Origin of the sequence: Alcaligenes sp. WGS1538, from assembly GCF_043187505.1 — a bacterium.
Taxonomy (GTDB): Bacteria; Pseudomonadota; Gammaproteobacteria; order Burkholderiales; family Burkholderiaceae_B; genus Alcaligenes.
In genome coordinates, this window is the sequence record NZ_CP171109.1 from 3,200,449 (window position 1) to 3,219,094 (window position 18,646).

An 18,646-nucleotide genomic window follows, 5' to 3' on the forward strand; every position below is an offset into this window, starting at 1 on the left:
ATTATTTCTTGCGGAACGTGATCACCAGTACATCGCGGTAGCCTGGTTTATCTTCGGTTTCGGGCAGGATCGGGGTGACGCCGTGCATCACATGGTGATCGTTGACAATGGCCGCCTCCATCGGATGAGTCAGCGTGAACTCGCCCAGCGGTTCTCGCCGCAGATCAAAGATTCGGGTGCTGCCCTGCAACACATTGACGCGGTTGATCAGCATCATGAACACGAAATCAACGCCGTCTCGATGAATGCCTTCGGGGGTGGGCGATGCGCCCTGTGGTTGCGCCTCGATGCGGAACTGGTGCACCTCGATGTGCCAGGCATAGAACGGCGCCATGCTTGCAAACAAGGTCGCGCACAGGCCCAACGTGGATAGGAAAGCAGGATTGCTTAACGTGCCCTCTTCGATGTGTGCGAAGTGGCGAGCGACCCCACCATTCAATGGGTTGTAGTCCAGGGTCTGAAAATGCGGTTGTTTCGGCTCTAAGCGAGGGGCGCCATAGGGCTCCACGCTGTATGTGGCATGCCGACGGTACCGATAGGTGCCGCCATCTTTCATGTACATATCTTGTTCCAGGTTGTTCCAGCTGTCTTGGAACGCCTTCCAATCGGACCCCGAAACATTTAGAAGGGCTTGCGTTGCGGGTTGCGTCAAAAAGATGAAGTTCTTTTGAGCGATACTCACGCACACATTCTGCAAAAAGTTTGAGAGACTGATATTCGTTCGTCTGGTGACTTCCTTTTCTAACGGCGCAGCATGGATATTCATGGAGACTCCAAAAATCAATAGGCTTTTCACCTGCACGCAAAATCATGCTGCTTTATTATTGATGCTGCCGTCGCAATTTAAAAACGATGATTGCTATCGATTTTCTGTGAGAATTCATCAATGATGCAGATTTCAAACCTGCTGGCGTTTCGCTACTTTGACGCTGCCGCGCAAGCAGGTAGCTTCGTGCGAGCAGCCGAATTACTGCACGTGACACACGGGGCGATAAGCCGGCAAGTGCGCGCACTGGAAGAGTCGTTAGGAGTGGAATTGTTTGAACGGCGCAATCGGGCTATTTTCTTGACGCCTGCTGGTCGCCAGCTCATGCAGGTCACGACACCGATGTTCGATAGGCTGCAGGACGTTATCTACCAGCTACAGCAGACGCAGCGTGAACACGCCCTGGTCGTCTCCTGCGAACCCACGATCGCGATGAAATGGCTGATTCCGCGGCTTGGGCAATTTCATGCCCAGCATCCCGCAGTAACGATCCACCTCATGACAGCGGGCGGACCGGTGAACTTCCTCAAGATGGGGATAGACCTGGCCATACGGCGAGACGATTTCCACTGGGCCGACTCGGTATGTGGCCTCAGGCTATGCGATGAAATGATCGGTCCCGTATGCCAGCCAAGCTATCCGCATGCGTTCGGTGAACGAGGCCAGGTCCTGATCCATACCAGCTCACGGCCGCAGGCATGGGCCACGTGGGCCAGGGTAAGCCGCCTGTCCACGCGACACGCGACGAAACTGCAGCTGGATCACTTCTACCTCTGCATCCAGGCGGCGCTTACCGGCCAGGGCATTGCCATCGTCTCGCGCCTGATGGTGCAGGACGAGATCCGCAGCGGTCAGTTGATCGCTCCGCACGGGTTCGTAGCCGACGGCTCGGCTTACTACCTGCTGTCTCCGCAGCCCCTCAGCGAGGATCCTCGGGCGCAGGTTTTTGCCGACTGGCTTTGCGAGCAACTGCACGCCCAATAAGCACCGCGCAGCGCCGGTTGCAGGCGCTTCTCCTGTCCACGGCCACGATTCCGTCTGGCGCGATGTCATTTCAGGCAGATCCGCCAGCAAGCCTGATAGTGCCAAGGTCGGCATAGATGAGCACATTTTCTGCATGAGTCTCCCTATTTGACCGTGAAGCTGATCAAAGCCTTCCTATTCAAAAAGTGAAAATCAAAAAACCCGGCCATAAGCCGGGTTTTTGTATGTTCTGAAACGCCTGATTTTAATTCAGCCAACACTAGGCAAGCGTACCGTGATCCGTGCAAACAGGCTGGAAGAAGTGTGTCATTAAAGTGACGGGCATCAAACCCTGGTTTTTTTGTTTTATATGGAGAGTTTTTTGGCGGACAGGGGGGGATTCGAACCCCCGATACGCTATTCACGTATACACGCTTTCCAGGCGTGCGCCTTCAACCACTCGGCCACCTGTCCTAATTCTGACTTGGCGCGCTGCTTTCAAAGCATCTGATGCCAAGTCCATAATATTAGCAGTATTCATTCCCGCTTTGCAAGCCCAAGTTTGAGCTCCAGCAGAACATGGTGCAAATAACAGGGCGCGTCCGCGCCTGAACAGCCGCCCCCGGGCGGAAAGCGGCCTTCCTGCCGGCGAGCGTCAGCCGCGTTGCTGCAGGCTGAACATGCGCTCCACGTAACGGGCGATGGTGTCCACTTCCAGATTGACTCGGCTGCCGGCGCGCAGATTCTTCAAGGTCGTGACCTGAACGGTATGCGGGATCAGGTTGATGCGGATCTCGCAGCCCTGCGCGTTGTCCTCGACCTGATTCACGGTCAGGCTCACGCCGTTGACGGTGACCGAGCCCTTGTAGGCGAAATAGCGCGCCATATCCACCGGCGCCTGGATGCGCAGGTCCCACGACTCTCCGACGGGCTCGAAATGGCTGACCGTGCCCACGCCGTCCACGTGGCCCGAGACGATGTGGCCGTCCAGGGAGTCGCCCAGGCGCAGCGCGTGCTCCAGGTTGACTTCGCCGGGCTGGTCCAGCCCCACCGTGCGGTTCAGGCTTTCGCGCGAGACATCGACCACGAAGGAATTGTCGCCCAGTTCGACGGCCGTCATGCAGGCGCCCTGGATGGCGATGGAATCGCCCAGGCGCGCCTCGCCCAGGGGCAGGCCGCCGGCATCGATTTCCAGACGCACGCCGGCGTCCTCCTGGCCTTGCAGCAGGGGGGTGACTTTGGTGATTCGGCCTACGGCGGCCACGATACCTGTAAACACAACAAGCCTCTCGCAGAAAAAAATGGGCGTCGCCGCCCCGCACCTTGCGGTGCGTGATCAATCGGACCGGCCTGCGCCGCCCACGGACTGCAGCAAGGCCGCCCAATGGTCGCGCTGGCGCGCCAGCAGGCGGGCATCCTGTCCCAGCAGGCGCAGATCGGTGAATTCAAACGGTTGCACGGCGTCCAGCCCCGACAGGGCGGCGATATCGGCCACGCCCCTGCCCTGGCCCAGAACCTTGGGCGCCACGTACATCAGCAGCTGGTCCACCACGCCGGCGTCCAGCAAGGCGCCGGACAAGGTCGCCCCCGCCTCGGCGTGCACTTCATTGACCTGCTGCCCCGCCATCCAGTCCAGCACGGCGTGCACATCCACATGGCCGTCGCGCAGGGGCATGTGGATGACTTGGGCGTTGCGCTCGGCCAGTTGCGCCTCGCGCTGCGGATCGCGGCGGTGGCTGAAGACCCAGCAGACCGAACCGTCGAGCAAGGCGGCCTGCGGAGCCAGCTTCAACTGCGTGTCCAGCACCGCCTTGATGGGCGGACGCGGCGTGTCGACAGCCCGCACGTTCAGGCGCGGATTGTCGGCCTGCACCGTGCCTATGCCGGTCAGCACCACGCAGCTGCGCGCGCGCCAATGATGGCCGTCATCGCGCGCCTGCGGCCCGGTGATCCATTGGGACCGGCCGTCGGACAGGGCGCTGCGACCATCCAGCGAGGCCGCCATCTTCAGCCACAACCAGGGCCGGGAGCGGGTCATGCGGGCGAAGAAGCCTGCGTTGATTTCCAGCGCCTGCTCCACGCACAAGGGGCCGTCCACAGCGATGCCGGCCTGTCGCAAGCGGGCCAGCCCCCGGCCCGCCACCAGCGGATTGGGATCGAGCATGGCCACGACCACCCGCGCCGGAGCGGCCGCGACCAGCGCCTCGGCGCAAGGCGGCGTGCGGCCGTGATGACTGCACGGTTCCAGAGTGACATAGAAGGTCGCGCCGCGCACATCCACGCCGCGCTCGCGGGCCTGGCGCAACGCCATGACTTCCGCGTGCGGACCGCCCGCCTGCTGCGTGGCGCCGCTGGCCAGCAATTGGCCGTCGCGCACGATCAGGCAGGCGACGCGGGGATTGGGAGCGGTGATGTACAGCGACTGCCGAGCCAGCGCCAGGGCCTGCCGCATCCAGTCGTAGTCATGTTGATCCAGCATGGCGGCAATCCTGTTCAGGACCGACTGGGCTCGTTCATTTCGTCGATGGCCTGCACGAACTCGCGGATGTCCTTGAAACTTTTGTAGACCGAGGCGAAACGCACATAGGCAACCTGGTCGAGTTGCTTGAGTTCGGCCATGACCAGCTCGCCGATGGTCTCGGAAGAGACTTCCCGTTCGCCGGTCAGCTGGAGTTTTTCTTCGATGCGCTGCACGGCGGCATCGACCTGCTGCATGGGTACGGGACGCTTGCGCAGCGCCACGCCCATGCTGGCGCGCAGGCGCGCGGGATCGAAATCCATGCGCGTGCCGTTGCGCTTGGCCACCACGGGCAGGCTCAGTTCAGAGCGTTCGTAGGTGGTGAAACGCCGTTCACAGGCCGAACACTTGCGCCGCCGCCGGATGGCGTCGCCTTCTTCGGTGATGCGGGAATCGATCACCTGGGTATCGACATGATGACAGAACGGACACTTCATTCAAGATCGCGGGCCTTGCGGCCCGCTCCGGGCTGATTACTTGGAATACACGGGCAGCTTGGAGGTCAGCTCGTGCACGCGGCGGCGAACGTCGGCCAGCACGGTTTCGTCATGCGGGTTGTCCAGCACGTCGGCGATCAGGTGAGCCGTCTGCTCGGCCTCGGCTTCGGTGAAGCCGCGGGTGGTCATGGCAGGCGTGCCCAGGCGGATGCCGCTGGTGACGAAAGGCTTTTCGGGGTCGTTCGGAATGGCGTTCTTGTTGACCGTGATGTGGGCCTTGCCCAGGGCTTCCTCGGCCACCTTGCCGGTGATGCCCTTGGCGCGCAGGTCGACCAGCATCACGTGGCTTTCGGTACGGCCGGAGACGATGCGCAGGCCGCGCTCCACCAGGGTGCGGGCCAGGACATCGGCGTTCTTGACCACCTGGGCGGCGTAAGTCTTGAACTCGGGAGCCAGCGCTTCCTTGAAGGCCACGGCCTTGCCGGCGATGACGTGCATCAGCGGACCGCCCTGGATGCCGGGGAAGATGGCGGAGTTGATGGCTTTCTCGTGCTCGGCCTTCATCATGATGACGCCGCCGCGCGGACCGCGCAGGGACTTGTGCGTGGTGGAGGTGACGAAGTCGGCGTGCGGCACGGGGTTGGGATAGGCGCCGCCGGCGACCAGACCGGCGTAGTGGGCGATGTCCACCATGAACAGCGCGCCGTTCTCATGGGCGATGCGGGCCATGCGCTCGAAATCGATGCGCAGCGCGTAGGCCGAAGCGCCGCCCACGATCAGCTTGGGCTTGTGCTCCTTGGCCAGTTGCTCCAGACGCTCGTAGTCGATTTCCTCGTCGGCGTTCAGGCCGTAGGACACGAAGTTGTACAGCTTGCCCGAGGCGTTCACGGGCGAGCCGTGCGTCAGGTGGCCGCCTTCGGCCAGGCTCATGCCAAGCACCGTGTCGCCGGGCTTGAGCACGGCCATGTACACGCCCTGGTTGGCCTGCGAGCCCGAGTTGGGCTGCACGTTGGCGGCCTCGGCGCCGAACAGTTCCTTCAGGCGGTCGATGGCCAGTTGCTCCACCACGTCCACGTACTCGCAACCGCCGTAGTAGCGCTTGCCGGGGTAACCCTCTGCATACTTGTTCGTCAGCTGCGTGCCCTGGGCTTGCATCACGGCTGGGCTGGTGTAGTTCTCAGAGGCGATCAGCTCGATGTGCTGCTCCTGGCGCACGTCTTCTTTCTGAATGGCGGCCCAGAGCTCGGGATCGACTTTGTCGAGAGTGGCAGAACGGTCAAACATGAGGGTTCCTAACGTTTAAGTGGAAGCAAACAAGAAAGCGACATTTTAGCGCGGATGCGGGCCGATCCGCCGCATCCGGCGGCTTTCACGCCGGAAACCACGCAAACCCGGGTAAAAAGCCGGGCGGAAGGAGGCGGGCTCAAGACAATATGAGCATTGCTCAACAAGCCCGCCGCTTGCGTCAGGATTGCTGGATCAGGCGCGGGTTGAGCGTATACAGCCCGGTGATGGACGCCTTGGCCAGGATGTGGCCCTCCATGGCGCGCAGCACGTCCTGGCCGGTGAAGCGGCCTTCCAGCGGCAGCTCGGCCACATCCAGCGCATAGACCGTGAACACGTAACGATGCGGCAAGGCGTCGTTCCAGGGCGGGCACGGGCCGTCGTAGCCGAAGTAGTCGCCGTTCATGTCGCGGTCGTTGGCGAACCAGCCGGTGTAGTCGTTGACGCCCTGGCGCGTGCCGTCCAGCGCCAGCGGACCGGCCTTGCCCCTGGGCGTGATGCCCTTGGAGTACGAACCTTCGGCCAGCGTGGCGACGCTGGCGGACACATTGATCAGCACCCAGTGGAAGAAATCCACCCGGGGCAGGTCCGCCGGCACTTCGCGGCCGGGCTGGTTGACGTCGTCCGGGCGGCTGGGGACGTCGGGGTCGTGGCAGATCACCACGTAGGACTGGGTCTGCTCGGGCGCGTCCGACCACTCCAGATGCGGATTGGCATTGCCCGCCAGGGCGACATGGGACTGGGCGTCGTACCGGCAGAAAGCCAGACGCTCGGGGATGACGCCCTGGTCCTGGAAAGAATCACTACGCAGTTTCATTGCAGACCTCCACAATCAATCAGCCGGTCAGGGTGACGCGGGCGAACTTGCGCTTGCCCACCTGCATCACGTAGCTGCCCGGCTCCAGTTGCAAACCTTTGTCGTCCACGCGCTCGCCGTCGATGCGCACGCCGCCCTGCTCCACGTTGCGCTGGGCCTCGCTGCCCGAGGCCACCAGGCCCGCTTCGCGCAGGACCTTGAGCAGGGCCAACTGCCCGGCAACGGTGACTTCGGGCATGTCCTCGGGCATTTCGCCGCGGCGAAAGCGCGCCTCGAAGTTCTCCAGCGCCTGCCCGGCGGCCTTGGCGCTGTGAAAGCGCGCGACGATCTCCTGGGCCAGCTCCACCTTGACGTCGCGCGGATTGCGACCCTCTTCGATCTGGCGCCGCAGGCCGGCGATGTCCCCCAGGCTGCGGAAGGACAGCAGCTCGTAGTAGCGCCACATCAGGGTGTCCGAAATGGACATGAGCTTGCCGAACATGGAGTCCGGCGTTTCGCTGATGCCGATGTAATTGCCCTTGGACTTGGACATTTTCTCCACGCCGTCCAGGCCCACCAGCAGGGGCATGGTCAGGATGCACTGCTGCTCCTGGCCGTATTCTTTCTGCAGCTCCCGGCCCACCAGCAGGTTGAATTTCTGATCCGTGCCGCCCAGTTCCAGGTCCGCCTTCAATTGGACGGAGTCGTAGCCCTGCAGCAGGGGGTATAGGAATTCATGCACCGAAATGGGCTGGTTGGCCTTGAAACGCTTGGTGAAGTCGTCGCGCTCCATCATGCGGGCCACGGTATAGCGCGAAGCCAGCTGGATCATGCCGCGCGAACCCAGCTTGTCGCACCATTCGGAGTTGTAGCGCACTTCGGTGCGCTCGGGATCGAGCACCAGCGCGGCCTGATCGTAGTAGGTCTTGGCGTTGGTCACGACCTGCTCGGGAGTGAGCGGCGGCCGGGTGCTGTTGCGCCCGCTGGGGTCGCCGATGGTCGAGGTGAAGTCCCCGATCAGGAAGATGACGGTGTGCCCCAGGTCCTGGAGCTGGCGCATCTTGTTCAGCACCACCGTGTGCCCGAGATGGATGTCCGGCGCGGTGGGATCCAGGCCCAGCTTGATCCGCAGCGGCTGGCCGCTGGAACGGCTGCGCTCCAGCTTGCGCGCGAATTCGGATTCGACCAGCAATTCGTCGCAGCCACGCTTGACAATGGCCAGGTCGGCAAGGACATCCGGGGAAAGGGGCTCTGATGGGGAAGACATAACGATCTGGTGACAAACTAATAAGTAAAAATGCTCGAAAAATGAAGTCTAATGCGCTAGGATAGCCTGCTATTGCGAGCCGCGCTTGAAATTCGGCAAGGATTCGTATCCCAACTTATCTTATCATTCCCGCGCAGGTCAGTTCGCCCGGGCAGGAATGCTTTTTGTCCGCCCAGTACTCACTGACCGCCGCCTGCTGGCAAGGGGGACAGTGACTCGTACGTCCATCAAGGTTCTGGTTTTATGTTCAGCAAAGGGAAACGCTCCTCCCCACCCCTTGACATCCACCAGCCTCGACCTCGTCGAGCTCCATTCATCCGCGCGGGACTGGTCGTCCTGGCCCTGGGTTCCTTCGCAGCCGCCGGCGCGCTGGCGGTCGTCATGCCCAGCAGCCCCGAGCCCCTGATCTACCAGGCGCGCACCGCCCTGCCCCTGCCGGCCGAGATGACGGTGCTGCAGACCCGGGACAGCCAGGCCTACGTCAGTGAAACCCGCATCCGCCGCGGCGACACGCTGGCCGCGCTGTTGCAGCGCATGAACATCAACGAGGAAGGCCTGCTGCAGTTCCTGACGCACGACAAGCAGGCGCGCTCCATTTACAAGCTGTATCCCGGCCGCACCTTGCAGGCCGCCCTGGACGCCAACGGCAACCTGCTCTGGCTGCGCTACAAGCATACGCCCTACTCCGAGGAAGCGGGCGGCGGCGTGGCGCGCTGGCTGGAAGTGCGCCCCGACGGCGGCAAGGGCTTCACCGCCCAGGAGCAGACCGACCAGGCCCACGCCCAGGTGCGGGTGGCCCAGGCCGAGATCAACAGCTCCCTGTTCGGCGCCAGCGACCAGGCCGGGATTCCCGACAGCATCACGCTGCAGATGGCCGACATCCTGGGCAGCAAGATCGACTTCCTGAAGGACCTGCGCAAGGGCGACAGCTTCCGCGTGGTGTATGAATCCTACGGCCACGAAGGCCAGGAAGTGGGCGCCGGACGCCTGCTGGCCGTGGAGTTCATTAACCAGGGCAAGGTCCACGAAGCCGCCTGGTTCCAGCCCGACAGCGGCAGCGGCGGCTACTACGACTTCGACGGCAAGAGCCTGAAAGGCGCCTTCCTGCGCACCGCCCTGAAATTCACCCGCATCAGCTCCACCTTCGGCGGACGCCGCCACCCCGTGCACGGCGGCTGGCGGGACCATAAAGGCGTGGACTATGCCGCCCCGAGCGGCACGCCCATTCATGCCACGGCCGACGGCGTGGTCGAATTCATCGGGCGCCAGAACGGCTACGGCAACACCATCATCCTCAAGCATCACGGCGAATTCACCACGCTGTACGCGCACCAGAGCCGCTTTGCCGCAGGCCTGCGCAAGGGCGACCGCGTGGAACAAGGCCAGTTGATCGGCTACGTGGGCTCGACCGGCTGGGCCACCGGCCCGCATCTGCACTACGAATTCCGCATCGCCCAGAAGGCGGTGGACCCGCTGTCCGTGGACCTGCCCGTGGCACGCGTGCTCGATGCGCCGCAACGCAAGCAGTTCACCGCCGTGCTGGCCTCCTACCAGAACAACTTCGCGCTGCTGCAGCCGGCCGCCGAAGGCGTGCAAGTGGCCAGCCGCTGAGCACGGCCATGCAAGGGCCCCTGTACATCGGCCTGATGTCCGGCACCAGCATGGACGGGGTCGACGCCGTGCTGGCCGAATTCGGCGCACAGGGCGCCCGTATACTGCAGGCGAACAGCCTGCCCATGCCGACCGACTTGCGCGACGAACTCCTGGCCCTGCAGCACCCCGGCCACGACGAGCTGGCCCGCGCCAGTCGCGCCGCGCTGCAATTGGCCGACCTGTACGTGCAGGCCTGCCTGCCCTGGATTCAGGGCCCTGAAAAAACGGCGTTGCGCGCCATCGGCGTGCACGGCCAGACCATCCGGCACGCGCCCGACCAGGGCTATACCTTGCAATTGAACGCTCCCGCCCAGATCGCCGAGCGCTGCGGCGTGGACGTGATCGCCGACTTCCGCAGCCGCGATATTGCCGCCGGCGGCCAGGGCGCGCCGCTGGTCCCCATCGTCCACGAGGCCTTGTTCCGCAGCGAAGGCGGCCGCGTCATCCTGAACCTGGGCGGCATCGCCAATATTTCCCTGCTGCTGCCCGGCCAGCCCGTATTCGGCTTTGACACCGGTCCGGCCAATATGCTGCTGGACGCCTGGATACGCAAGCACCGCGGCCTGTCCTACGACCAGGACGGCCGATGGGCCGCCAGCGCCGCGCCCGACCAGGACCTGCTTGCCGCCCTGCTGGCCGAACCCTGGCTGCAGCTGCCGCCGCCCAAGTCCACGGGCCGCGATCTGTTCAACCTGGATTGGCTGGAGCAGCGCCTGCTGCAGGTCTATGGCGCACAGCCGTTCGACCCGGCCGCCGTCCAGGCCACCTTGCTGGAACTGACGGTGCGCAGCGTCGCCGATGCGATCCGCCGCAGCGCGCCGCAGGCGCAGGAAGTCCTGGTCTGCGGAGGCGGCGCGGCCAATCCCTGCATGCTGGCCCGTCTGTCGGACGAACTGGCCCTGCCCGTGCGGCCCACCAGCGAACTGGGACTGGATCCTCAGCACATCGAGGCGCTGGCCTTCGCTTGGCTGGCCCATGCCCACGTGGAGCGCATCCCCGCCGGCCTGCCCGCCGTGACCGGGGCGCGTCGACCTACGATCCTGGGCGCCTGCTACCCGGCCTGATCCGGCTTGCGGCCCGCCTGCCTCGGGCTTGCTTTCCGGCAAAGAGCAGCGCCCTCGTGCAGTGCAGGCCGCGCCGGCCTGCCGGCCCCAAAATGGCCGCCCTCTTGTCTTTGGAGGGCCTGGCCGCAAAAAAAACCTGCCCGATGAAAGGCAGGTTTTTTTGTGGCAGACGCCGCTTCAGCAAGGAAGCGCGCGGCTTACACCGTGAAGGAAGAGCCGCAGCCGCAGGTGGTGGTGGCGTTGGGATTGCGGATGACGAACTGCGCGCCGTCCAGATCGTCCTTGTAGTCGATCTCCGCACCGACCAGGTACTGGAAGCTCATGGCGTCCACCAGCAGCTGCACGCCGTCCTTGTCGATGATGGTGTCGTCGTCGTTGACGAGCTCATCGAAGGTGAAACCATACTGGAACCCCGAACAGCCGCCGCCTTGCACGAATACGCGCAGCTTCAGTTCGGGACTGCCCTCTTCGATCAGCAGTTCGCGCACTTTCTCCACGGCCGCATCCGTGAAGATGAGGGGAGAAGGAGGGGCTTGCAGATCAACGGATTCGGTAAGGGTGCTCATGTGGTTCTCCTGCCGGCCCCCGCCGGCATGCGTAATGATCGTATGGATCGCACAGCGCTTGCGCCGCTCGCGGGTCGGGCGGTCAGTCTGACTGGGCGATGTCCGCCTGGCGGGACACTCTGATGGTGTTTCCTTCCAGGATGTTCAGTGTCAGGGAGGTGGGCTGAAAGCCCTCTGGCAGGGCCAGCCAGCCTATGGCACGCTGAAACTGGTTGAAATTCAAGGCCAAGGGATCCGGTTGTTCGCCGGAGGACTCTGTGGCCGCGGGATCCGGCCCCACGGTCGGCGATAAGTCGATTTTAACGGTTTTTCCGCCCTGCCGGCCAGTGGCCTGAAATTGCAGCCGGCCGGAAAAAGCCTTGCCTTCCGTGGCGTTACGCTGCAGCAACACCTTGTAGGCGAGCAGATCGCCGCGCCGGCTGATGTCCAGCGCCCGTATGCTGACCGATCCGCTGGGGCCGGGCGGAAGAAGCTGTTCGTAGAAGGCCAGCTGCTCGCGCGTGTGGGCCAGGTCGGCCTGCGTGCTCTGCAGGGACTTCTCCAGCCCTTTGCGCGTGCTTTCCTCCAGCACCAGCTGGCCGCGCAGGACTTCGAACTCCGTCTGCATCTGGCGCAGGGACTCCTGGCTGCGGCTCAAGTCCTGCAGCGCCTGCTGGATGCGATCGGCGCGCCTGTCCTGCTGGATGAAGCCTTGGTAAGCCCACAGGCCGCCGGCCCCCAGCAGCAGGCCGGCCGCCAGGGCCAGCACGATGGCGCCCGGAAAGCGGGATCGGGCGGACGCGACGCGCGACGATTCGGATGGTTCAGTCATGAACGTTTGACCCGTTCATCAACGGCAAGTTCCCAGGCAGAGCTCCAGCCTTGCAGCCTGCGCTTCTTCGCCGCCATGCGGGACGCGTCCGGCTTTGCCATGCGCCCGTCATGGACGGCGGGACCGACGCCAAGGCCCGCAATCAAGGAAGAATCGCCACCTGGCGCAGGCCGGTCTGCTCGGGCAGGCCGAACAGGATGTTCATGTTCTGCACCGCCTGGCCGGAGGCGCCCTTGACCAGGTTGTCCTGCACCACCAGGATGATGAGCTGGTCGCCGTTGCCGGGGCGCTGCACGGAGATGCGCAACTGATTGGATGCGCGCACCGAACGGGTCTCCGGCAGCGTGCCGGCCGGCAGCACGTCCACGAACTGCTCCTGGGCGTAGCGCTGCTCGAACAAGGCCTGGAAATCGGTATCCAGGGCTTCGGGCAGGATGCGGGCATAGATGGTGGAGAACATGCCGCGGATCATGGGCACCAGATGGGGCACGAAGGTCAGCCCCACGGGGCCGCCCGCCAGGCGCTGCAGCTGCTCCACGATTTCAGGATGGTGACGATGGCCGGCCACGCCATAGGCCTTGAAGTTGTCGCTGGCCTCGGCGAACAGGTTGGGGACCGAAGCGCCCTTGCCCGCGCCCGACACGCCGGACTTGCAGTCGGCGATCAGGTGGGCGGTGTCCACCAGTTTCTTGCCGCCTTCCAGCAAGGGGGCCAGGCCCAGCAGCACCGTGGTGGGATAGCAGCCGGGATTGCCGATGACCCTGGACTGGGCGATCTTGTCGCGCAGCAGCTCGGGCAGGCCGTAGGCCGATTGGCGCAACACGTCCGGGCAGCCATGCTCCATCTTGTACCACTTCTGGAAGACATCGGTGTCCTGAAGGCGGAAGTCCGCCGCCAGGTCGATGATGCGCACGCCCGCCTCCAGCAGGCGCTCCGCCTGGCTCATGGCCACGCCGTGGGGGGTGGCGAAGAAGACGACGTCGCACTGCTCCAGCCCGGCCTGTTCAGGCGTGGAGAACTTCAGGTCCACGTGGCCTCGCAGGTTCGGATACATGTCCGAGACGGGCACGCCGTCCTCCTTGCGGGAGGTGATGGCGACCAGTTCGACGTTAGGGTGCTGGGACAGCAGACGCAGCAGCTCGACCCCGGTGTAACCCGTGCCGCCGACAATCCCTACCTTGATCCGGGTATCGCTGTGTGAAGCCATGAACTTTCCTGAATATGAGGTCAAAAATCGTATGTTACCGCAGTCCCCGCCCGTCCCGGCGCAAAGCGCGCCGGCCGCATGGACAAATGTAGCCGGCAAACAAAAACCCCGGCCAAGGCCGGGGTTTCTGAGCGCCAGACAGGCAGCGAAGCGGATTAGCGCTTGCTGAACTGCTTGCGGCGACGTGCCTTGTGCAGACCGACTTTCTTGCGCTCGACGGCGCGGGCGTCGCGGGTCACCAGGCCGGCCTGTTTCAGGGCGGACTTCAGGGACTCGTCGTAGTCGATCAGAGCGCGGGTGATGCCGTGACGGACGGCACCGGCCTGGCCGCTTTCGCCGCCGCCGTGCACGTTGATCTTGATGTCGAACGATTCGACATGATTGGTCAGCACCAGAGGCTGGCGCACGATCATGCGACCCGTTTCGCGGGCGAAGTATTCGTCGACGGGTTTGCCGTTGACCACGATTTGGCCCGAACCCTTCTTGATGAAGACACGAGCGACGGAGGTCTTGCGACGGCCCGTACCGTAATTCCAGTTACCGATCATGACCTATCCTTAGATGTCCAGAGTTTTAGGCTGTTGAGCACTGTGAGGATGCTCGGCACCAGCGTAAACCTTCAGTTTCTTGGCCATGGCGTAGCCCAGGGGGCCCTTTGGCAGCATGCCCTTGACGGCCTTTTCGATGGCACGGCCGGGGAAGCGCTCTTGCATGGTTTGGAAATTGGTTTCGTAAATACCGCCTGGGAAGTTGGAGTGGCGATAGTATTTCTTATCCTGCGCCTTGTTGCCGGTCACGGCAATTTCAGCGGCATTGATAATGATGATGTAATCGCCCGTATCAACGTGAGGGGTGTATTCGGGTTTGTGCTTGCCACGCAGACGGCGTGCGACTTCGCTGGCCACACGACCAAGGACTTTGCCTTTAGCGTCGATCACAAACCAGTCACGTTTGACTTCATGCGGCTTGGCCACGAAGGTCTTCATGATGGTTCCTAAATATGAAAAATACACAGGGCAAACAACATGCCTGCCCCATTGCGCCGCCCGCACCACGTACGGGTCAGCCCTATACGGCCCTGCCAAGACGTTATGTTCCGCCCGTGCATTTTTTGCCAAATAGCTCGCCATAATAACATAAATAGCGGAAAACACACAGGGTTTTTCGGCAAACAGGGCAAAGAGGCCACAAAAAAGCCCTTCCCCTGACGCGGGAAGGGCTTTGGCCCGGAAAGGCGCCGCGGACGCGGCGCGCAGGGTTCAACCCTTCTTCTGGTTGGCCAGGGCGATGCCCAGGTAATTGTCGTAGGAACCTTCAGCCACGCGGAACCAGGGCACGATGGCGTCGCGGAAACCCATGTAGTCGTCGTGGATCTTCTTGAACATGGGGTCCTTGTCGCAGAATTCCTTGTACAGCACATTGGCGGTCTTGAAGGACTCGTCCATGACGTCGCGCGGGAAGGCCTTGAGCACGGCGCCGCTGGCGATCAGGCGGCGCAGCGCGGCGGGGCTCTGGGCGTCGTACTGGGCGATCATGCGCTCGCCGGCGGCGCGCGAGGCGGTCTCGATCAGGGACTGGTACTGCTTGGGCAGGGCCTTGAAGGCGGCATCGTTCACGTACAGCGACACCTGGGCCGAACCTTCCCACCAGCCGGGGTAGTAGTAGTACTTGGCCACTTTCTGGAAGCCCAGTTTTTCATCGTCCACGGGGCCGACGAATTCCACGGCGTCCAGCGTGCCCTTTTCCAGCGAGGGATAGATGTCGCCGGGCGGCACCTGCTGGGGCACCACGCCCATGCGGGCCAGCACTTCGCCCGCAAACCCGGCGGTACGCATCTTCAGGCCCTTCAGGTCTTCGAGCGAATTGATTTCCTTGCGGTACCAGCCGCCCATCTGGGTGCCGGTGTTGCCGAAGGCGAAGTTGATGATGTTGCGGGTGGCGAACAGCTCGCGCAGCAGCTTGGTGCCGTTGCCTTCCTGCATCCAGGCGTTCATCTGGCGGGCGTTCAGGCCGAACGGCACAGCCGTGTCGAAACTGAAGGAGGGGTCCTTGCCATAGTAGTAGTAGGAGGCGGTCTGGCCGCATTCCACGGTACCGTTGCTCACGGCGTCCATCACGCCAAAGCCTGGAACGATCTCGCCGGCGGGATACAGGCGGATGCTGAAGTTGCCGTCCGTCGCCTCTTCAATCATCTTGCAGAATGCCTGGGCGGTGGAGAACAGGGCCGGCGTGGCTGGTCCGTAGGTGGACGTCAACTTCCAGTTGACTTTGGGATTGCTCTGAGCAATGGCAGGAGCGGCGATGGCGGCACTGCCGGCCACGGCGCCAAGGCCTGCCTTTTTCAGGAACGAGCGACGCTGCATGAAAAACCTCCTTGTGGGCGTTCGACGATCATTGGGAAATGTTTTTTTGTGCTAAGGATATTACACTGGCGCACAGCCCAGCGGGGCCCAGCGGGACCGGGATTATCCCGCAACCCCGTCATAACGGCGACCCGCCCGTGAAATTAAGTGCGGACGCAGTGCGGGCGCAGCGCGGACGCAGTGCGGGCGCAGCGCGGACAAGGTGCGGGAGCGCTCCGGCGCACGGGGCGCCGTGCGGTACGGCCTCAGGAGCCGGCCACCGACATCTGCTCGATCAGGATGGAGCCGGTGCTCTTGGAGCCGCGTCCGAAGGTGTCGGCGCCCACCGCCACGATCTGGGCGAACATGTCGGCCAGATTGCCGGCGATGGTGATTTCCTCCACCGCGTGCTGGATCCGGCCGTTCTCCACCCAGTAGCCGAAGGCGCCGCGCGAGTAGTCGCCCGTCAGGTAGTTGATGCCCTGGCCGATCAGCTCGGTGACGAGCAGGCCGCGATCCATCTTGCGCAGCATCGCGTCCAGGTCATCCTCGGGGCGCGTCAGGCGCGAGCTCAGCAGCAGGTTGTGCGATCCGCCGGCATTGCCGGTGGACGGCATGCCCAGCTTGCGGCCCGCGTAGGAAGACAGGAAATAACCCTTGAGCACGCCGCCGCGCACCACGTCGCGATCGCGCGTGCGCACGCCCTCCGCATCGAATGGCGCGCTGCCCATGGCGCCGGCCAGATGCGGGCGCTCGACCACGTCGATATGCTTGGCCAGCACGGACTTGCCCAGCGAATCCAGCAGGAAGGAGGTCTTGCGGTACAGGGCCGAGCCGCTGGTGGCCTGCACCAGCGAACCGAGCAGGCCCACGGCCAGCGGCGCCTCGAACAGCACCGGGTAGCGGCCCGTCGGAATGCGGCGCGCCGACAGGCGCGACAAGGTGCGTTCGGCGGCGTAGCGGCCCACGGACTCGGGGCTGGAGAGGCGGTGGGGATCGCGCGAGGTGCTGTACCAGTAGTCGCGGTGCATGCGATCGCCCTTGCCCACGATGGGGCTGACGCTGATGGAGTGCCGGCTGTAGGGATAGCCTCCCAGAAAGCCGCGGCTGTTGCCCATGACGAAATGGCCTTCCACGGTATCGACCGAGGCGCCTTCCGAATTGCTGACCAGCGGGCTCAGGTCCAGCGCCGCCTGCTCGGCGCGGATGGCCAGGCGGGTCGCCTGGTCCGCATCCAGCAGCCAGGGGTGATGCAGCTGCAGGTCCGGGTACTCCAGGGCCAGCATGTCTTTTTCAGGCAGGCCCGCGAACGGGTCCTCGGCCGTGTAGCGGGCGATGTGCCAGGCCGCCTCCACGGTCTCGCGCAGAGCCTTGAGCGAAAAATCCGACGTCGATGCCGAGCCGCTGCGCTGGCCGGCGAAGACGGTCACGCCCAGGGAACGATCCTGCGTCTGCTCGACGGTCTCCAGTTCCCGCTGGCGCACGGACACGGCCAGGCCCTTGTTCTCGGAAATATCCACCGCTGCGTCGCTGGCGCCAAGCTTGCTGGCGTGACGCAGCGCTTCGTCCACCAGTTCGCAGAACTGGAACTGGTTGGCGCTGATAGCCAATTGGGAAATAGTTCGTTGACTCATTGCTACTCTTTCAGGGTTAGGCGGTTATCATAGCCAATTGGCGACAATCTTTTTCACTCTTTATGTCCCGCCCACGCACTGAAATCGACGAAAACGGATACGATCGGCCCAGCAAATCGCAGGTCAAACGTGAAATGCATGCCCTGCTGGACCTGGGCAAACGACTGATCGAGCTCTCCGACGACAGGCTCAAGCAGCTCCAGCTGGACGAGCGGCTGCTGATCGCCATCAAGGAAGCCAAACGCATTACAGCCCGGGAAGGCCGCCGCCGGCAAATTCACTTTGTCGGTAAGCTTATGCGCCAGGTCGACCCCGAACCCATCCTGCAGCAACTGGACGTCTGGGAGAACGGTTCCCGGGAACAGACCCAGGCCATGCACCGGCTGGAGGCGCTGCGCGACCTGCTGTTGCGCAGCGACGACGCCCTGACCGAATTCATGAACGAATTCCCCGGCGCCGATATCCAGCAGCTTCGCACGCTGATACGAGCCGCCCGCAAAGAGTCACAGAAAAATGAGACACTGATGCCCGGTCAGGATCCGCAGCGCAAACACTACCGCGCCCTGTACCAGTACATCAAGACCCTGGTTGACCTTTCGGAGTCCCCATGAATCCCCTGCTTGAGTCGATTGAAATTGAAACCGGCCTCAATCCGCAGCACGCCGTCATCTGGCTGCACGGCCTGGGCGCCGATGGCCACGACTTCGCGCCCATCGTCCCCGAGCTGGGCCTGGAAGCCGCCCCGCCCATCCGGTTCATCTTCCCTCATGCTCCCGTCCAGCCCGTCACCATCAATGGCGGCATGGCCATGCGCTCCTGGTACGACATCTACGTGGCCGACCTGGTGCGCCGCGAAGACGAGAACGGCCTGCGCCACTCCCAGACCGAGGTGCAGAACCTGATCGCCCGCGAGAACGCGCGCGGCATCCCCACCGAACGCATCGTGCTGGCCGGCTTCTCGCAGGGCTGCGCCATGACGCTGCAGACCGGCCTGCGCCTGCCCGAACGCCTGGCGGGCATGGTCTGCCTGTCGGGCTACCTGCCCCTGGCGGGCTCGGTGGCGGCCGAGCGCCATCCGGCCAACCAGAACACGCCCATCTTCATGGCGCACGGCATCATGGACCCGGTCGTGCAGATCAGCCGCGCCGAAGCCAGCCGCGAGCAGCTCCAGTCCCTGGGCTATGCCGTCCAGTGGCACACCTACCCCATGCCGCACGCCGTCTGTCCGGACGAAATCGCCGCCATCGGCGAGTTCCTGCGCAACGTGCTGCGCTAGAATGACGGACGCTCAAGCAGAACGCCGCTGGTCACAGCGGCGTTTTTTTTCAACTCGCGCAG

The 18,646-nt window shown here is 63.6% G+C and carries 19 protein-coding genes and 1 tRNA gene; 5 read left to right on the top strand and 15 right to left on the bottom strand.

Features of this window, described 5'->3' with window-relative positions:
• Position 1: 1 nt before the first annotated feature.
• The gene (locus ACF3ND_RS14865) at positions 2-766 is read right to left on the bottom strand and encodes a 2OG-Fe dioxygenase family protein (RefSeq protein WP_394061764.1); all 765 of its coding nucleotides are present in this window, start codon (positions 764-766) and stop codon (positions 2-4) included.
• Positions 767-886: 120 nt separating this feature from the next.
• On the opposite strand from ACF3ND_RS14865, the gene ACF3ND_RS14870 reads away from it, so the two are divergent.
• Positions 887-1,750, top strand: a complete 864-nt coding sequence (locus ACF3ND_RS14870) for a LysR substrate-binding domain-containing protein (protein ID WP_394061766.1) — start codon at positions 887-889, stop codon at positions 1,748-1,750.
• A 362-nt stretch (positions 1,751-2,112) separates the two neighbouring features.
• Here ACF3ND_RS14870 and ACF3ND_RS14875 read toward each other — a convergent pair.
• The 7 genes from ACF3ND_RS14875 to tyrS form a co-directional block, all read right to left on the bottom strand.
• Positions 2,113-2,203, bottom strand: a tRNA-Ser gene (locus ACF3ND_RS14875).
• A 181-nt stretch (positions 2,204-2,384) separates the two neighbouring features.
• Positions 2,385-3,008, bottom strand: a complete 624-nt coding sequence (locus ACF3ND_RS14880; RefSeq protein ID WP_394061768.1) for a riboflavin synthase — start codon at positions 3,006-3,008, stop codon at positions 2,385-2,387.
• A gap of 57 nt (positions 3,009-3,065) precedes the next feature.
• Complete coding sequence (gene ribD, locus ACF3ND_RS14885; RefSeq protein ID WP_394061770.1) at positions 3,066-4,208, bottom strand: bifunctional diaminohydroxyphosphoribosylaminopyrimidine deaminase/5-amino-6-(5-phosphoribosylamino)uracil reductase RibD; 1,143 nt, start codon at positions 4,206-4,208, stop codon at positions 3,066-3,068.
• A 14-nt stretch (positions 4,209-4,222) separates the two neighbouring features.
• The gene (gene nrdR, locus ACF3ND_RS14890; protein WP_394061772.1) at positions 4,223-4,684 is read right to left on the bottom strand and encodes a transcriptional regulator NrdR; all 462 of its coding nucleotides are present in this window, start codon (positions 4,682-4,684) and stop codon (positions 4,223-4,225) included.
• Positions 4,685-4,720: 36 nt separating this feature from the next.
• On the bottom strand, positions 4,721-5,968 hold the full coding sequence (gene glyA, locus ACF3ND_RS14895; protein WP_394061774.1) for a serine hydroxymethyltransferase: 1,248 nt from the start codon (positions 5,966-5,968) through the stop codon (positions 4,721-4,723).
• Between the two features lie 181 nt (positions 5,969-6,149).
• Entirely contained in the window at positions 6,150-6,785 is a 636-nt protein-coding gene (locus tag ACF3ND_RS14900) for a YbhB/YbcL family Raf kinase inhibitor-like protein (RefSeq protein WP_394061776.1), read from the bottom strand.
• Between the two features lie 19 nt (positions 6,786-6,804).
• The gene (gene tyrS, locus ACF3ND_RS14905; protein WP_394061778.1) at positions 6,805-8,031 is read right to left on the bottom strand and encodes a tyrosine--tRNA ligase; all 1,227 of its coding nucleotides are present in this window, start codon (positions 8,029-8,031) and stop codon (positions 6,805-6,807) included.
• A 243-nt stretch (positions 8,032-8,274) separates the two neighbouring features.
• Between tyrS and ACF3ND_RS14910 the strand changes: the two genes are divergently transcribed.
• Both ACF3ND_RS14910 and ACF3ND_RS14915 read left to right on the top strand, forming a co-directional pair.
• Positions 8,275-9,642 carry a peptidoglycan DD-metalloendopeptidase family protein gene (locus ACF3ND_RS14910; RefSeq protein ID WP_394061780.1) on the top strand — a complete coding sequence of 456 codons (1,368 nt, stop codon included), beginning with the start codon at positions 8,275-8,277 and terminating at the stop codon, positions 9,640-9,642.
• Positions 9,643-9,650: 8 nt separating this feature from the next.
• On the top strand, positions 9,651-10,748 hold the full coding sequence (locus ACF3ND_RS14915; protein ID WP_394061782.1) for an anhydro-N-acetylmuramic acid kinase: 1,098 nt from the start codon (positions 9,651-9,653) through the stop codon (positions 10,746-10,748).
• Between the two features lie 197 nt (positions 10,749-10,945).
• On the opposite strand, the gene erpA is transcribed toward ACF3ND_RS14915, so the two are convergent.
• From erpA to pmbA, 7 genes are all read right to left on the bottom strand, one after another.
• Entirely contained in the window at positions 10,946-11,314 is a 369-nt protein-coding gene (gene erpA, locus ACF3ND_RS14920) for an iron-sulfur cluster insertion protein ErpA (protein WP_394061784.1), read from the bottom strand.
• An 82-nt stretch (positions 11,315-11,396) separates the two neighbouring features.
• Entirely contained in the window at positions 11,397-12,125 is a 729-nt protein-coding gene (locus ACF3ND_RS14925; protein WP_394061786.1) for a DUF6776 family protein, read from the bottom strand.
• A gap of 142 nt (positions 12,126-12,267) precedes the next feature.
• A complete protein-coding gene (gene argC, locus ACF3ND_RS14930) occupies positions 12,268-13,332 on the bottom strand; it encodes an N-acetyl-gamma-glutamyl-phosphate reductase (protein ID WP_394061788.1) in 1,065 nt (354 codons plus the stop codon).
• 155 nt (positions 13,333-13,487) lie between these two features.
• Complete coding sequence (gene rpsI / locus ACF3ND_RS14935) at positions 13,488-13,880, bottom strand: 30S ribosomal protein S9 (protein ID WP_394061790.1); 393 nt, start codon at positions 13,878-13,880, stop codon at positions 13,488-13,490.
• A gap of 9 nt (positions 13,881-13,889) precedes the next feature.
• Entirely contained in the window at positions 13,890-14,318 is a 429-nt protein-coding gene (gene rplM, locus ACF3ND_RS14940) for a 50S ribosomal protein L13 (protein WP_394061792.1), read from the bottom strand.
• 273 nt (positions 14,319-14,591) lie between these two features.
• Entirely contained in the window at positions 14,592-15,695 is a 1,104-nt protein-coding gene (locus ACF3ND_RS14945; RefSeq protein ID WP_394061794.1) for a TRAP transporter substrate-binding protein, read from the bottom strand.
• Between the two features lie 245 nt (positions 15,696-15,940).
• Positions 15,941-17,308, bottom strand: a complete 1,368-nt coding sequence (pmbA, locus tag ACF3ND_RS14950) for a metalloprotease PmbA (RefSeq protein ID WP_394061796.1) — start codon at positions 17,306-17,308, stop codon at positions 15,941-15,943.
• Positions 17,309-17,370: 62 nt separating this feature from the next.
• Between pmbA and yjgA the strand changes: the two genes are divergently transcribed.
• Both yjgA and ACF3ND_RS14960 read left to right on the top strand, forming a co-directional pair.
• Entirely contained in the window at positions 17,371-17,919 is a 549-nt protein-coding gene (gene yjgA / locus ACF3ND_RS14955) for a ribosome biogenesis factor YjgA (protein WP_394061798.1), read from the top strand.
• Entirely contained in the window at positions 17,916-18,584 is a 669-nt protein-coding gene (locus ACF3ND_RS14960) for an alpha/beta hydrolase (protein WP_394061800.1), read from the top strand. Before yjgA ends, ACF3ND_RS14960 begins: the two co-directional genes overlap by 4 nt.
• The last annotated feature ends 62 nt before the right edge of the window (positions 18,585-18,646 follow it).

Bases quoted from the DNA above. Each gene is read 5' to 3' on its own strand.
- ACF3ND_RS14900 (WP_394061776.1), bottom strand. From the start codon at position 6,785: ATGAAACTGCGTAGTGATTCTTTCCAGGACCAGGGCGTCATCCCCGAG.
- rplM (WP_394061792.1), bottom strand. From the start codon at position 14,318: ATGAAGACCTTCGTGGCCAAGCCGCATGAAGTCAAACGTGACTGGTTT.
- ACF3ND_RS14870 (WP_394061766.1), top strand. From the start codon at position 887: ATGATGCAGATTTCAAACCTGCTGGCGTTTCGCTACTTTGACGCTGCC.
- ACF3ND_RS14960 (WP_394061800.1), top strand. From the start codon at position 17,916: ATGAATCCCCTGCTTGAGTCGATTGAAATTGAAACCGGCCTCAATCCG.
- rpsI (WP_394061790.1), bottom strand. From the start codon at position 13,880: ATGATCGGTAACTGGAATTACGGTACGGGCCGTCGCAAGACCTCCGTC.
- nrdR (WP_394061772.1), bottom strand. From the start codon at position 4,684: ATGAAGTGTCCGTTCTGTCATCATGTCGATACCCAGGTGATCGATTCC.
- ribD (WP_394061770.1), bottom strand. From the start codon at position 4,208: ATGCTGGATCAACATGACTACGACTGGATGCGGCAGGCCCTGGCGCTG.
- ACF3ND_RS14865 (WP_394061764.1), bottom strand. From the start codon at position 766: ATGAATATCCATGCTGCGCCGTTAGAAAAGGAAGTCACCAGACGAACG.
- ACF3ND_RS14910 (WP_394061780.1), top strand. From the start codon at position 8,275: ATGTTCAGCAAAGGGAAACGCTCCTCCCCACCCCTTGACATCCACCAG.
- tyrS (WP_394061778.1), bottom strand. From the start codon at position 8,031: ATGTCTTCCCCATCAGAGCCCCTTTCCCCGGATGTCCTTGCCGACCTG.
- argC (WP_394061788.1), bottom strand. From the start codon at position 13,332: ATGGCTTCACACAGCGATACCCGGATCAAGGTAGGGATTGTCGGCGGC.
- pmbA (WP_394061796.1), bottom strand. From the start codon at position 17,308: ATGAGTCAACGAACTATTTCCCAATTGGCTATCAGCGCCAACCAGTTC.
- ACF3ND_RS14945 (WP_394061794.1), bottom strand. From the start codon at position 15,695: ATGCAGCGTCGCTCGTTCCTGAAAAAGGCAGGCCTTGGCGCCGTGGCC.
- ACF3ND_RS14915 (WP_394061782.1), top strand. From the start codon at position 9,651: ATGCAAGGGCCCCTGTACATCGGCCTGATGTCCGGCACCAGCATGGAC.
- glyA (WP_394061774.1), bottom strand. From the start codon at position 5,968: ATGTTTGACCGTTCTGCCACTCTCGACAAAGTCGATCCCGAGCTCTGG.
- yjgA (WP_394061798.1), top strand. From the start codon at position 17,371: ATGTCCCGCCCACGCACTGAAATCGACGAAAACGGATACGATCGGCCC.
- ACF3ND_RS14925 (WP_394061786.1), bottom strand. From the start codon at position 12,125: ATGACTGAACCATCCGAATCGTCGCGCGTCGCGTCCGCCCGATCCCGC.
- erpA (WP_394061784.1), bottom strand. From the start codon at position 11,314: ATGAGCACCCTTACCGAATCCGTTGATCTGCAAGCCCCTCCTTCTCCC.